Annotated in this window: 14 protein-coding genes; 2 read left to right on the top strand and 12 right to left on the bottom strand. The window is 71.1% G+C overall.

The window, feature by feature from the left end; all coding sequences use genetic code 11:
* Position 1: 1 nt before the first annotated feature.
* The 8 genes from era to hrcA form a co-directional block, all read right to left on the bottom strand.
* A complete protein-coding gene (era, locus tag DEJ32_RS00490; RefSeq protein ID WP_110899968.1) occupies positions 2-940 on the bottom strand; it encodes a GTPase Era in 939 nt (312 codons plus the stop codon).
* The gene (locus tag DEJ32_RS00485) at positions 937-2,259 is read right to left on the bottom strand and encodes a hemolysin family protein (RefSeq protein WP_110899967.1); all 1,323 of its coding nucleotides are present in this window, start codon (positions 2,257-2,259) and stop codon (positions 937-939) included. Before DEJ32_RS00485 ends, era begins: the two co-directional genes overlap by 4 nt.
* A gap of 5 nt (positions 2,260-2,264) precedes the next feature.
* A complete protein-coding gene (gene ybeY, locus DEJ32_RS00480; protein WP_110825315.1) occupies positions 2,265-2,726 on the bottom strand; it encodes an rRNA maturation RNase YbeY in 462 nt (153 codons plus the stop codon).
* The gene (locus tag DEJ32_RS00475; protein ID WP_110899966.1) at positions 2,723-3,817 is read right to left on the bottom strand and encodes a PhoH family protein; all 1,095 of its coding nucleotides are present in this window, start codon (positions 3,815-3,817) and stop codon (positions 2,723-2,725) included. Before DEJ32_RS00475 ends, ybeY begins: the two co-directional genes overlap by 4 nt.
* Positions 3,768-4,121, bottom strand: coding sequence for a histidine triad nucleotide-binding protein (locus tag DEJ32_RS00470; RefSeq protein WP_110899965.1), 354 nt, complete (start codon positions 4,119-4,121; stop codon positions 3,768-3,770). Before DEJ32_RS00470 ends, DEJ32_RS00475 begins: the two co-directional genes overlap by 50 nt.
* Positions 4,122-4,197: 76 nt before the next feature.
* The gene (locus DEJ32_RS00465; protein ID WP_110899964.1) at positions 4,198-4,962 is read right to left on the bottom strand and encodes a 16S rRNA (uracil(1498)-N(3))-methyltransferase; all 765 of its coding nucleotides are present in this window, start codon (positions 4,960-4,962) and stop codon (positions 4,198-4,200) included.
* A complete protein-coding gene (gene dnaJ / locus DEJ32_RS00460; protein WP_110825311.1) occupies positions 4,962-6,074 on the bottom strand; it encodes a molecular chaperone DnaJ in 1,113 nt (370 codons plus the stop codon). Before dnaJ ends, DEJ32_RS00465 begins: the two co-directional genes overlap by 1 nt.
* Positions 6,075-6,125: 51 nt before the next feature.
* The gene (gene hrcA, locus DEJ32_RS00455; protein ID WP_110825310.1) at positions 6,126-7,148 is read right to left on the bottom strand and encodes a heat-inducible transcriptional repressor HrcA; all 1,023 of its coding nucleotides are present in this window, start codon (positions 7,146-7,148) and stop codon (positions 6,126-6,128) included.
* A gap of 123 nt (positions 7,149-7,271) precedes the next feature.
* Between hrcA and DEJ32_RS16440 the strand changes: the two genes are divergently transcribed.
* Positions 7,272-7,805 carry a DUF4870 domain-containing protein gene (locus DEJ32_RS16440; protein ID WP_258368850.1) on the top strand — a complete coding sequence of 178 codons (534 nt, stop codon included), beginning with the start codon at positions 7,272-7,274 and terminating at the stop codon, positions 7,803-7,805.
* 13 nt (positions 7,806-7,818) lie between these two features.
* Here DEJ32_RS16440 and hemW read toward each other — a convergent pair whose 3' ends face one another.
* Positions 7,819-9,036 carry a radical SAM family heme chaperone HemW gene (hemW, locus tag DEJ32_RS00445; RefSeq protein WP_110899963.1) on the bottom strand — a complete coding sequence of 406 codons (1,218 nt, stop codon included), beginning with the start codon at positions 9,034-9,036 and terminating at the stop codon, positions 7,819-7,821.
* Between the two features lie 29 nt (positions 9,037-9,065).
* Between hemW and DEJ32_RS00440 the strand changes: the two genes are divergently transcribed.
* Positions 9,066-9,776, top strand: a complete 711-nt coding sequence (locus DEJ32_RS00440; RefSeq protein WP_181419592.1) for an HAD family hydrolase — start codon at positions 9,066-9,068, stop codon at positions 9,774-9,776.
* Between the two features lie 98 nt (positions 9,777-9,874).
* Here the strand turns inward: DEJ32_RS00440 and DEJ32_RS00435 are convergent, their stop codons facing one another.
* From DEJ32_RS00435 to DEJ32_RS00425, 3 genes are all read right to left on the bottom strand, one after another.
* Positions 9,875-10,519: a DUF1990 family protein gene (locus DEJ32_RS00435; RefSeq protein ID WP_258367534.1), complete on the bottom strand. Its 645-nt coding sequence runs from the start codon at positions 10,517-10,519 to the stop codon at positions 9,875-9,877.
* On the bottom strand, positions 10,516-12,363 hold the full coding sequence (lepA, locus tag DEJ32_RS00430) for a translation elongation factor 4 (RefSeq protein WP_110889635.1): 1,848 nt from the start codon (positions 12,361-12,363) through the stop codon (positions 10,516-10,518). Before lepA ends, DEJ32_RS00435 begins: the two co-directional genes overlap by 4 nt.
* Positions 12,364-12,448: 85 nt before the next feature.
* On the bottom strand, positions 12,449-13,588 hold the full coding sequence (locus DEJ32_RS00425) for a pyridoxal phosphate-dependent aminotransferase (protein WP_110899962.1): 1,140 nt from the start codon (positions 13,586-13,588) through the stop codon (positions 12,449-12,451).
* Positions 13,589-13,597 lie beyond the last annotated feature (9 nt).

Here is a 13,597-nt window from a genome sequence, read left to right as displayed (position 1 = left end):
GTCAGAACCCGAGGCGTCCGAGCTGCTTCGGGTCCCGCTGCCACTCCTTGGCGACCTTCACGCGGATGTTGAGGTAGACGTGCCGCCCCAGGAGCCCCTCGATCTCGACGCGCGCACGAGTGCCGACGTCCTTGAGCCGACCGCCCTTGTGACCGATCACGATGGCCTTCTGGCTGTCCCGCTCGACGAACAGGTTCGCGAAGACCCGCAGCGGGCCGTCCGGGTCGTCGTCCGCCTCCGGCTCGACGACGTCCTCGATGACGACCGCGAGCGAGTGCGGGAGTTCGTCCCGCACGCCCTCGAGCGCGGCTTCCCGGATGAGCTCGCCGATGCGCTCCTCGTCGGTCTCCTCGGTCACGGCCTGGTCGTCGTACAGCTGCGGCGACTCCGGCAGCAGCGACACGACCTCGTCGAGGAGGTCCTCGAGCTGCAGGCCCTCGGTGCCCGACGTGGGGATGATCGCGTCCCACTCGCGCAGTCGCGAGACCGCGAGCAGCTGCTCGGCGACCTTCTCCTTGCCGGCACGGTCGATCTTCGTGACGATCGCGACCTTCCGAGCGCGCGGGTACTGGTCGAGGGTGTCGTTGATGAAGCGGTCGCCCGGGCCGATCGGCTCGTTCGCCGGCACGCAGAAGCCGATGACGTCGACGTCGCCGAGCGTCGACTGCACGAGGTCGTTGAGCCGCTCACCGAGCAGCGTGCGCGGCCGGTGCACCCCGGGGGTGTCGACGACGATGACCTGTCCGTTCGGCCGGTGCACGATCCCGCGGATGGCGCGGCGCGTCGTCTGCGGCTTCGAGGACGTGATCGCGACCTTCTGCCCGACCAGGGCGTTCGTCAGCGTGGACTTGCCGACGTTCGGACGGCCGACGAAGGAGACGAACCCCGCACGGTAGGGGGTGGTCGTCTCGGGGGCGGCGTCGGTTCCGGGGTCCGTCATGTGGTTCGTGTTCCCGTCGTGGTGGTGTCGGTGTCGCCGAAGGCCTGCTCGGCCGACGCGAGGTCGGTGGTGCGCTCGGCGAGCACCGTGATGAGGTGGCGCCGCTTGCCCTCGACGCGGTCGGCGGTGAGCACGACGCCGGACACGGTGACGGTGTCCCCCGCGGACGGCAGGTGGCCGAGCTCCTTCGTGAGCAGACCGCCGGCCGTGTCGACGTCGTCGTCGTAGAGCTCGATGCCGAACAGGTCGCCGAGCTCGTCGATCGGGAGCCGCGCCGAGATGCGCCAGCGCCCCGGCTCGACCTCGGCGCGGTCGACCACGGCACGGTCGTACTCGTCCGAGATGTCCCCGACGAGCTCCTCGATGAGGTCCTCCATCGTCACCAGGCCGGCGACCCCGCCGTACTCGTCGACCACGAGCACGAGGTGGTTCTTCGCGAGCTGCATGTGGCGGAGGGTGTCGTCCGCGGGCTTCGACTCCGGCAGGAACTCCGCCGGTCGGAGCATCGTGCGGACCGACCGCGACCCGACCTCGGGTCGTTCGTACAGAGCGCGGGCGAGGTCGCGGAGGTACGCCACGCCGAGCACGTCGTCGCTGTCGCGACCGGTCACCGGCATGCGGGACACGCCCGTGGCGAGGAACTGCTCCATGACGGCGGCGACCGTGTCGTGCGCGTCGGCCGTCACCATGTCGGTGCGCGGCACCATCACCTCGCGGACCAGGGTGTCGCTGAACGCGAAGACCGAGTGGATGAGTTCGCGGTCGTCGGCCTCGAGCACGTTGCTCTCCGTGGCCTCGTCGACGAGCGACAGCAGCTGCTCCTCGCTCGAGACACTGGAGGCGCTCCGGACCCGGCCCGGCGTCACCCGGTCGCCGATCGCCACGAGGAGCCCGGCGAGCGGACCGAGCACGATGCGGACACCGCGGACGAGTCCGCCCGTCGCGGCGATGATGCCCCCGGCGTGCGCGCGACCGACACTGCGCGGGCTCGAGCCGACGAGCACGAAGGACACCGCGGTCATGATCGCCGCGGACAGGATCAGCGCGACCCACCACGTGTCGGTCACCCGGACGAGGGCGATCGTCACGAGGACCGCGGCGGCCGTCTCGGCGAGCACGCGGAAGAAGTTGAGGGCGTTGACGTGCGCGCCGGGGTCGTCCGCCAGCGCCTCGACGGCACGGCGGCGCTTGCTCCCGCGGGCGATCTCCTCGAGGTCCGCGCGGGACAGCACGGAGAGCGCGGAGTCGGCGGCCGCGAGCAGTCCACCGAGGACCACCAGCACGAACGCCACCGCGAGCAGACCGGTGACGAGGAGCACTGCGGTCACCGCCCCCGACGCTGGGCGGCGAAACCGCGGAGGATCTCGCCCTGCAGGCCGAACATCTCGGCCTTCTCGTCCGGCTCGGCGTGGTCGAACCCGAGCAGGTGGAGGATGCCGTGGCAGGTGAGCAGGAGGATCTCGTCGAGGGTGGAGTGCCCCGCGGTCCGCGCCTGCTCCTCGGCCACCTGCGGACAGACGACGATGTCACCGAGGAGCCCGGCCGGCGTCGGCTCGTCCTCGGTGCCGGGACGCAACTCGTCCATCGGGAAGCTCAGGACGTCGGTGGGGCCGGGCTCGTCCATCCACCGGATGTGCAGCTGCTCCATCGCGCCCTCGTCGACGAAGACGATCGCGAGCTCGGCGTCGGCGTGCACGTGCATGGCGTCGAGCGCGAAGGCGGCGAGGCGCTGCACGGTGTCCTCGTCCACCGCGACGCCGGACTCGTTGTTGAGCTCGATGCTCACCGGGTGCCTCCTCGGCGGTCGTCCTGGTGCTCGGAGCGCTTCGCGGCCTGCTCGGCGAGCCGTTCCTCGTCGTGGACCGTGTAGGCGTCGACGATCTTCCCGACCAGGGTGTGGCGGACCACGTCCTCGCTGCCGAGACGGGCGAAGTGGATGTCCTCGACGTCCCGCAGGATCCGCGTCACGAGACGCAGCCCCGAGACGTTGCCCGGCAGGTCGACCTGCGTGATGTCGCCCGTGATCACCATCTTCGAGCCGAAGCCCAGACGGGTGAGGAACATCTTCATCTGCTCGGGCGTGGTGTTCTGCGCCTCGTCGAGCACCACGAAGGAGTCGTTGAGCGTCCGCCCGCGCATGTAGGCGAGCGGTGCGACCTCCACCGTGCCGGCGGCGAGGAGCTTCGGGACGAGCTCCGGGTCCATCATCTCGTTGAGCGCGTCGTACAGCGGGCGGAGGTACGGGTCGATCTTGTCGGTCAGCGTCCCCGGCAGGAACCCGAGCCGCTCACCGGCCTCGACCGCGGGGCGGGTGAGGATGATCCGGGAGACCTCGCGGCGCTGCAGGGCCTGGACGGCCTTCGCCATCGCCAAGTACGTCTTGCCGGTACCGGCCGGCCCGATGCCGAACGTGATGGTGTTCTCGTCGATCGCGTCGACGTACGCCCGCTGTCCGTCCGTCTTCGGACGGACCGACTTGCCGCGGCTCGACACGATCGGCGTGCCGAACACGTCGGACGGGCTGCGGTCCGCGTCGATGATCCGAGCCGAGTTCGGGATGTCCGACTGGCCGATGTCCTGCCCGCGCCGGACCATGCCGACGAGTTCGTCGACGAGCGCCCGCGCGCGGGTGACGTCACGCTCCGGACCGGACAGCGAGACCTGGTTGCCGCGCACGAGCACCGTCACGTTCGGGTACTGGCGCTCGACGGTCTTCAGCAGGCGGTCCTGCGGCCCGAGCAACTGCACCATGGCGATGCCGTCGACGGTGAGCTCTGAGACGGACACGGGCTCGGAGACGGACTCCGGCTCGGTGGTGGCTGGTTCGTCAGCTGGCAAGGGTGCCTTCCTGCAGGTCTCCTGCGAGTACGTGCGCATGCACGTGGAACACGGTCTGACCGGCGGCTTCGCCGGAGTTGAACACGAGTCGGAACTGACCGCCCGCACGCTCGTCGGCGATGCGCTGGGCGGTCGCCACGACGTGGGCGAGCAGTCCGGGGTCCGCGCTCGCGAGCTCGCTCACGGTCGCGTACTCCTGGGTCTTCGGGACGACGAGCACGTGGACCGGGGCCTTCGGCGCGATGTCCTCGAAGGCGATGACACGGTCGTCCTCGGCGACGATCGTGGCCGGGATCTCACGCGCGACGATCTTCGTGAAGACGCTGGGCTCGGTGCTGGTCATGGCACCATCGTAGAACGCGCGACCGACGCCACGCCTTCCCGCCGTCCGAGCCGGGTCCGATCAACGCGGTGGCCGCTCACCAGCGTCCGAGCCGTGCCTGCAGCACCGCGAGGGCGGCCGGTCCGGCGGTGGAGGTCCGCAGCACGGTGTCGCCCAGGCGCACCCGGACGGCGCCGGCCGTCTCGAGCCGTTCGAGTTCGGACGGGTCGATGCCGCCCTCCGGGCCGACGACGAGCGCGATCTCGTCCGTCTCCGCCGGTGGTTCCCAGGTGGCCAACCGGACCGTCGCGTTCGGTTCCAGCAGGACCAGCGTGCGCCGCGCCTCCCGTCCGGGTGCCGCCGGACCGGCTCCTGCCCCTCCGGCGAGCTGCGCCGTCGTCACCGGAGCGAGCACCTGCGGGACCCGTGACCGGATCGCCTGCTTCGACGCCTCCTGCGCGATGGCCGCCCAGCGGGCACGGCCCTTCTCGACCTTCGGGCCGTCCCAGCGCGAGACGCTGCGGGCGGCCGCCCACGGCACGACGCGGTCGACGCCGATCTCGGTCGCGGCCTGCACGGCCATCTCGTCCCGTCCGCCCTTCGCGAGGGCCTGCACGAGGGTCAGCGACGGCCGCGGGGCCTCGTCGACCTCCACTGCCTCGACCGTCAGGACCAACGAGTCCTTGCCGACCGAGGCCACCGGTCCCGTGACGACCGTGCCCTGGCCGTCCGACAGCCGGAGCTCCTCGCCGACGCGGACCCGCGACACCGTCACCGCGTGCCGGCCCTCGGCGCCGTCGAGCGACACCCGGGCGCCCACGGCGACGTCGTCGAGCGCGTCGACGAGGTACAGCGAGGCCATCAGAAGTTGAAGAACCGGTCGCGGAGCTTGCCGAACATGCCCTGCTGGAAGCGGGACAGCTGCGGGGCGCCGGCCTTGTGCGTCTTCGCCAACTGTTCGACGAGCTGCCGCTCCTTGTGCGAGAGCTTGGTCGGGGTGACCACGTGCACGCCGACCTTCAGGTCGCCACGGCCCGAGCCGCGCAGCTTCGTGACGCCGCGGTCCTTGATCACCAGGACGTCGGCGCTCTGCACGCCCGGACGGAGTTCGAGCTCCACCGGACCGTCCAGCCCGTCGATGGTCGTCGTGGCGCCGAGGATCGCGTCCGTCATGGGCACCTCGAGCGTGGCGAGGAGGTCGTCGCCGTCGCGGCTGAACACGTCGTGGTGGCGCACCCGGACCTCGAGGTACAGGTCGCCGGCGGGACCACCGGCGGGACCGACCTCGCCCTGGCCGGGCATCTGCAGTCGGAGACCGGTGTCGACGCCGGCGGGGACGTCCACCGGGACCGTCCGACGGGCCCGGACACGGCCCTGGCCCTGGCAGGTCGGGCAGGGGTTCGGGATCACGGTGCCGTAGCCGCGGCAGGTGCCGCAGGGGGCGCTCGTCACGACGTTGCCGAGGAGCGAGCGGACCTGGCGCTGGATGTGTCCGGAGCCGCCGCAGATGTCACACGTCTGCGGACTCGTCCCGGGCGCGCAGCACGAGCCACCGCACGTGTCGCAGAGGACCGCCGTGTCGACCTCGAGGTCCTTGTGCGTGCCGAAGACGACCTCGTCGAGGTCGACCTCCAGCCGGAGCAGGGCGTCGCCGCCGCGCTCGGCACGACTGCGCGGACCGGTCCCCCGGCCGCCACCGCCGCCGCCGCCCCCGAAGAAGGCGTCGAAGATGTCGCTGAAGCCGGCGCCCCCACCGCCGAAGGGGCTGTCCTGCCCACCGGCGTCGTAGCGACGACGCTGTTCCGGGTCGCTCAGGACGTCGTACGCGTGCGTGACGTCCTTGAAGCGCTCTGCCGCGTCGGGGCTCGGGTTCACGTCGGGGTGGAGTTCCCGCGCGAGCCGCCGGTACGCCTTCTTGATGTCGGCATCGGAGGCGTCGCGCGGGACGCCGAGGACGTCGTAGTGGTCTGCCAAGTGTTCCTCAGGGGGTCCGTGGGTGGGCGGGGGTGGTGACGGACGCGGCGGTCAGTTCTCGCCGAGCAGCCGCGACAGGTAGCGGGCGACCGCTCGGACAGCGGCCATGTTCGTGCCGTAGTCCATCCTGGTCGGACCGAGGACGCCGAGTCTGGCGATCTCGCCGCGCGCGGCGAGGTAGCCGCCCGCGACGATGCTCGTCGCGTCGAGACCGTACTCCGCGTTCTCGGCACCGATGCTCGCCGCGACCGCGATGTCGTCGACCTGCATCTCCCCGAACAAGCGGAGCAGGGTGACCTGTTCCTCGATCGCCTCGAGCACCGGGAAGAGTCCGCCGGAGAAGTCCTGTTCGCTCTTGGCCAGGTTCGCCGCGCCGGCCATCAGCAGGCGGTCCTGACGGTTCGCCGCGACCTGCTCGACCAGGCTCGCCACGACCACACCGGCGAGCGGCTGGACCTCCGGACGGAGCTGACCGGGGATGGCGCGGAGCGCGTGCGGTGCATCCTGCAGCGGCAGGCCCACCGTGGCGCCGTTCACGACGGACCGCACCTCGGTCAGGGCGGACTCGTCGAACGGGACGTCGGTCTCGATCACGCGCTGCTCGACCCGGGCGGTGTCGGTGATGAGGACCACCATGAGCCGGGTGTCGGCGAGACGGACCAGTTCGACGTGCTGCACGCGGGCGTGACCCATCGTGGGGTACTGCACGAGCGCGACCTGGTTCGTCAACTGGCTCAGCAGCCGGACCGTCCGGGTGAGGACGTCGTCGAGGTCGTTCGACGCACCGAGGAAGGTCTCGATCGCCTGGCGCTGGGCACCCGAGAGCGGTCGTGCGGCCGCGAGGTGGTCGACGAACACCCGGTAGCCCTTGTCGGTGGGCACCCGCCCCGACGAGGTGTGCGGCGCGATGATGAGTTGCTCGTCCTCGAGCTGCGCCATGTCGTTCCGGATCGTGGCCGCGCTCACGCCGAACGCGTGCCGCTCGACGATCGTCTTCGAGCCGACGGGCTCACGGGAGGCGACGTAGTCGCGCACGATGGCCTTGAGGACCTCGAGACTGCGTTCGCTGACCATCGGTTCCCCTTCCGCTCGTGCTGACCTGCGACCGGCTGGCACTCTCACCGGTCGAGTGCTGATCTTACGCCTGACCGCCGACGTCGCGGGACTTCTGCACAGGTGGCTCGGTACGCTGCGGGCATGAGCTACGGACAGGAGCCCGGCGGCCCCGAGCAGCACCGGGACGGCAAGCCCGACGGACGGCAGTACCCCGGTGGCCAGTACCCCGGAGGGCAGCAGCCCGGTGGGCAGTACCCCGGTGGGCAACAGCCCGGCAACGGTCAGCAGTACGGCGGGTGGGAGCGCCCCGGGCAGCAGTACCCGGCCGGGTACCAGCCGCCGCAGCCGATGACCCCCGAGGACCAGCGCCTCTGGGCGACCCTGACGCACGTCGGCGGCATCTTCTTCAACATCCTGGTCCCGCTCGTCGCCTACCTCGTCCTGCGGGACCGCGGACAGTTCGTCCGCGAGCACACCCGGGTGGCACTGAACTTCCACATCACGATGGCCATCGCCTACTTCGCCGGCGGCCTGACGTCCGTGCTCGGCGTCGGGTTCCTCGTCATCGCGGCCGCCGCGATCGTGTCGATCGTGTTCGGCATCATGGCCGCCATCGCTGCGAACCAGGGCCAGTTCTACAAGTACCCGCTCTCGATCGAGTTCATCAAGCCCTGACCTCGTCCGGGAGCTAGTCGAGCAGGTCGCGCACGACGGCGTCCGCCAGCAGGCGGCCTTGCAACGTCAGCTCCAGGGAGCCGCCGAGGGCAGCCCGACCGTCCACGAGCCCACGTGCGATGAGCCCGGCGACGCGGCTCCGGGCCTCCTGGCGGAGTTCGTCGATGCGCAGCTCACCGCGCACCCGCGCGGCGAGCAGCACGCGCTCCACGTACCGTGTCTCGGCGTCCAGCGTCTCGCGACCGGCCGCCGGCGACACGTCCTGCAGCACCCGGTTCGCGTACGCGGCCGGGTGCTTGACGTTCCACCAGCGCGTCCCGGCGACCGCCGAGTGCGCACCGGGGCCGACGCCCCACCAGTCGTGGCCCTTCCAGTAGGACAGGTTGTGCCGGCTCGCGTGCTGCGGGCCGCGCGCCCAGTTCGAGACCTCGTACCAGTCGTACCCGGCGTCCCGGAGCACCCGGTCCGCGAGCTCGTACATGTCCGCGGCGAGGTCGTCGTCCGGTGCGGGGAGTTCCCCCCGCGAGACCGCGCGGCCCATCGCGGTGCCGTCCTCGACGATGAGCGAGTACGCCGAGACGTGGTCCGGCGCGCAGGCGATCGCGGCGTCGAGCGACGTCCGCCAGTCGTCGAGGGACTCCCCCGGCGTCGAGTAGATGAGGTCGAGGCTGACGTCGAGGCCCTGCTGCTTCGCCAGGTCAACGACGACCGGCACCCGCTCGGGGTCGTGCGTGCGGTCGAGGGTCGCCAGCACGTGCGGGACCGCGGACTGCATGCCGTAGCTCATCCGCGTGAAGCCAGCCCGCTGCAGGGTCGCGATCGAGTCGGCGTCGACGGAGTCCGGGTTCGCCTCGGTCGTGACCTCGGCCCCGGGGACGATGCCCCACGTGTCGTCGATCGCCCTGAGGATCATCGCCAGGTCGGACGCCGGGAGCATCGTCGGGGTGCCACCGCCGAAGAAGACCGTCGAGACCGGGCGGCGCGGAACGCCGGAGCGCTCGAGCACCTGGTCGGCGAAGGCGATCTCCCGCAGCGCGTGCCCCGCGTAGTCGTCACGCCGCACCCCGCGGAGCTCGGACGCGGTGTAGGTGTTGAAGTCGCAGTACCCGCAGCGCACCCGGCAGAACGGCACGTGGACGTAGACGCCGAAGGGGACCTCGCCGGTGCCGGGGGCCGGTTCGACCAGTCCGTCCGCGGGAGCGGGGTCGGCGATCGGGAGAGCACTCGGCATGGGGTCCATTCTCCGTCATCATGGACGGCATGGAGCACCAGCCCGTCACTCCCCCGGCCCCCGTCCCCACCACGGTGTTGTGGGACATCGACGGCACGCTCGTGCGCAACGCCGCGTCACCGGGCAACCTGTACCACCTGGCGCTCGAGCGGGCGCTCGGCCGCGACCTGCCGCTGCTCGTCGGCCACCAGCACGGCCGGACCGACGCCGGCATCATCGTCGAGCACGTCCGAGCGCACCATCTGGAGGACGAGCTCGTGCCGACGGTGAGCGGCCACCTGCGCGACCTGTCGGAGGAGCGTCACCGGTCCGGGGACCGCCGCACACCCGCCCCGGGCGCGATCGACCTCGTCCGGCACTTCGCCGCGATCGGCTGGCGGAACGGCCTGCTCACCGGCAACTCCGCCCACCGTGCCCGGATCAAGCTGCTCGGCGCGGGCTTCGACGTCGACGCCTTCGACTGGGACCACTCGTACTTCGGGGACGAGCAGGTCGAGCGGTCCGGGGTGACGGCCCTCGCGGCCGCCGCACTCAGCGGGACCCGGGCGGTGATCGTCGGCGACACGCCCCGCGACGGCGAGGCCGCGGACGCCGTCGGGATCCCGTTCCTCGCGGTCGCGACCGGCGTCTACGACGTCGACGCACTCCGGGCGACGAGCGCTGTGGCGGTCGCCCGCGACTGCGTCGCGGACGCACGCCTCATCGAGGACGCGATCGCGCGTCTCGCGCCGCTGGCGTAGGGAGGGGTGACCGGAGCGTCGGACCCGCTGCGGGCCTCCAGGCCGGGAGGCCCGACGTCGGTCCGTCAGGTGGGTCGCCCGGGTGGGTGACGGCCTGGTCAGTCGCCGCGCAGGGCGGCGAGGTACTTCTCGGCCATCACGCGCTGCTGGCGGCGCACCAGGGGGGCCACGAAACGCCACTTCCGGCTCGCCGGCTGCGAGAACTGCCGGACCTGCAGCCACACCGACCCGTCCGGCGTGCGCTCGACGACGAAGGACTCCTCGCCCGACAGCGGGTGCCCCTCGAGGGTGCCGTAGGCGAAGCCCTTCCGGTCGCGCTCGTCGATGATCGCCACGACCCGCACCGGCGCGTGCACCGTCTGCCCGAACGCGTGCATCGTCAGCGTCGCCGTCGTGCCCGCCGTCACGAGCGGGGTGCCGTCCGGCGTGGTCCGCTCGACCCGGGCCGACCCGATGGAGGCCGGGGCGATCGGGACGCCGTGCTCGTCGAACGTGACCGGGTTGTACCGCACCTCGTCGTCCTCGGGCGCGTCCTCGACCCGCACGCCCATGCCGCTGCGCTCCTGGATCTGCCACGTCAGCGCCTGCATGACGGCGGTCTCGAAGCGCTGGTCACCGTGCCCGATGCGGGCGCGGGACTCGGCGGGCGTGAAGCCCTCCGGCGGGTAGGTCATCAGGTCCGAGGCCTGGGTCGCGCCGACCGCGCCGTACGTCAGGGCGGTCCGGTGCTGCCCGCGGCTCACTTCTTCTTCTCTTCCACGTCACCGGAGAGCGCCGCGATGAAGGCCTCCTGCGGGACCTCGACCCGACCGATGGTCTTCATGCGCTTCTTGCCCTCCTTCTGCTTCTCGAGGAGCTTGCGCTTCCGGGTGATGTCACCGCCGTAGCACTTCGCCAGGACGTCCTTGCGCATGGCGCGGATGCTCTCGCGGGCGATGATGCGGGCGCCGATCGCGGCCTGGATCGGGACCTCGAACTGCTGACGCGGGATGAGCTTCCGCAGACGCTCGGTCATCAGCGTGCCGTACGCGTAGGCCTTCTCACGGTGCACGATCGCGCTGAAGGCGTCGACCTGGTCGCCCTGCAGCAGGATGTCGACCTTCACGAGGTCGGCCGCTTGGTCGCCGGTGGGCTCGTAGTCGAGGCTGGCGTAGCCCTGCGTCTTGCTCTTCAGCTGGTCGAAGAAGTCGAACACGATCTCGCCGAGCGGGATCTCGTAGCGGATCTCGACCCGGTCCTCGCCGAGGTACTCCATGCCGAGCAGCGACCCGCGCCGCTGCTGGCAGAGGTCCATGATCGCGCCGACGTAGTCCTTCGGGGCGAGGATGGCCGCCCGGACCATCGGTTCGCGGACCTCGACGATGCGGCCGGTCGGGAACTCCGACGGGTTCGTGACCTCGGTGACGGTGTTGTCCTCGGTCGTGACCTCGTAGACCACGCTCGGCGCGGTCGTGATGAGGTCGAGGTCGAACTCGCGCCGCAGCCGCTCGGTGATGATCTCGAGGTGCAGCAGGCCGAGGAAGCCGCAGCGGAAGCCGAAGCCGAGCGCCACCGACGTCTCCGGCTCGTAGACCAGCGCAGCGTCGGACAGCTTCAGCTTGTCGAGCGCCTCACGGAGCACCGGGTAGTCGCTGCCGTCGATCGGGTAGAGGCCCGAGAACACCATCGGCTTCGGGTCCGTGTACCCGGACAGTGCCTCGGTCGCCGGACGCTGCGCGCTCGTGACCGTGTCACCGACCTTGGACTGGCGGACGTCCTTCACGCCGGTGATGAGGTACCCGACCTCGCCGACGGAGAGCCCCTTGGTCGGCGTCGGCTCCGGGCTCGACACCCCGATCTCGAGGATCTCGTGCGTCGACTTGGTCGACATCATCTGGACCTTCTCGCGCGGCTTGATCGAACCGTCGATCATGCGCACGTACGTCACGACACCGCGGTAGCTGTCGTACACGGAGTCGAAGATCATCGCGCGGGGTGCGGCGTCGACCGTGCCGACGGGCGCCGGGACGGTCCGCACCACGCGGTCGAGCAGCTCCGCGACGCCCTGTCCGGTCTTGCCGGAGACCCGCAGCACGTCCTCCGGCTCCCCGCCGATGAGCTGCGCGAGTTCGGCGGCGTACTTCTCCGGCTCGGCGGCCGGCAGGTCGATCTTGTTGAGGACCGGGATGATCTCGAGGTCGTTCTCGAGCGCCAGGTACAGGTTCGCGAGCGTCTGGGCCTCGATGCCCTGTGCGGCGTCGACGAGCAGGATCGCGCCCTCGCACGCGGCCAGGGAGCGGGACACCTCGTACGAGAAGTCGACGTGGCCCGGCGTGTCGATCATGTTCAGCGCGAAGGTCTCGCCGTCGAGCTCCCACGGCATGCGGACGGCCTGGGACTTGATCGTGATGCCGCGCTCGCGCTCGATGTCCATCCGGTCGAGGTACTGCGCACGCATCGCCCGGTCCTCGACGATGCCGGTGATCGACAGCATGCGGTCGGCCAGCGTGGACTTGCCGTGGTCGATGTGCGCGATGATGCAGAAGTTGCGGATCGCGGCGGCCGGCGTCGAGGCGGGCTCGAGCGGCGCAGATGCTTGTGGGCTCACGGTTCCTCGGGGTGGGTCGGACGGTCCGACGATTGTCCCATGCTCGCGCCTCGGCGGCGCGCAGTGTGCGGGTGTCCGTGGACGGTCAGGGCGTCGGCAGGGCCCCGAGACCGCGACGGAGGTCCTCCGGCGTCGCCGCGAGACAGACGCGGATCCAGCCCTCGCCGGTCCGACCGAACGCGCTGCCCGGTGCGACGGCGACCCGCTCACGCTGCAGGAACGCGAGCGCCCACTCGGCGACGTCCCCGTCCGTCGCGTGCGACACGTCGATCCAGAGGTAGAACGCGCCCTTCGGGTCGTTGTACCGGATGCCGGCGGCGTCGAGTACGCCGGTGGCGACCTCCAGGTTCCGGCGGTAGTGCTCGCGGGCGTCCTGCACGGGCGAGTGGTCGCCGACGATCGCCGCGAGGGCGGCCCACTGGTCGGGTTCGGCCACGCAGCTGATGATCGACTCCTGCACGGTCCGCATCGTCGGACCGAGGCCCTTCGGGGTCACGAGGTACCCGACCCGGACGCCGGTCATCGCGTACGTCTTGCTCAGCGAGAAGGCCGAGAACACCCGGTCGTCCTCGTCGAGCGACGCCAGGCTGACGTGCCGGGTGCCGTAGGTGAAGTACTCGTACACCTCGTCGCTGATCACCCACAGGTCGTGGCGCTTCGCGAGGGCCAGCAGGTCCCGCAGCGTCTGCTCGCCGAAGACGGAGCCGAGGGGGTTGGACGGCGAGTTGACGACGATGGCGCGCGTGCGGTCGGTGATCCGCGCCTCCAGGGCGGCCAGGTCGGGCTCGAAACCGTGCGCCGGCGACAACTGGTACGGCACCGGGTCGGCACCGATGATGTGCGCGTTCATCGTGAAGGTCGTGTACCCGGGATCCGGCACGAGGACCTCGTCCCCGGGCGAGAGCACGAGCGTCATCGCGGTGAACAGCGCCTGCGTCGCCCCGACCGTCACCCACACCTGCTCGAGGTCGACGTCCACCCGGTTCTCGCGCCGGAGCTTCTCCTGGATCGCCTGGCGCAGCTGCGGGATGCCGCCGTTCGGGCCGTAGTCGGTGCGGTCCTCGGCCCATGCGCGGCGGGCGGCGTCACCGATGTGCTTCGCGACCGGGACGTCCGGCTCGCCGATCACGAGCATCGTCACGTCGTCGAGGAGTGACGCCTGCTCGAAGACCCGGCGGATGCCCGAGGGCGGGACGGTGTCGATGCGGGGCGCGAGGGACGGCATCCCGTCACC

Source organism: Curtobacterium sp. MCPF17_046 (genome assembly GCF_003224295.1).
In the GTDB taxonomy this organism is placed as follows: domain Bacteria; phylum Actinomycetota; class Actinomycetes; order Actinomycetales; family Microbacteriaceae; genus Curtobacterium.
This window is presented reverse-complemented; position numbering and strand designations above follow the sequence as displayed.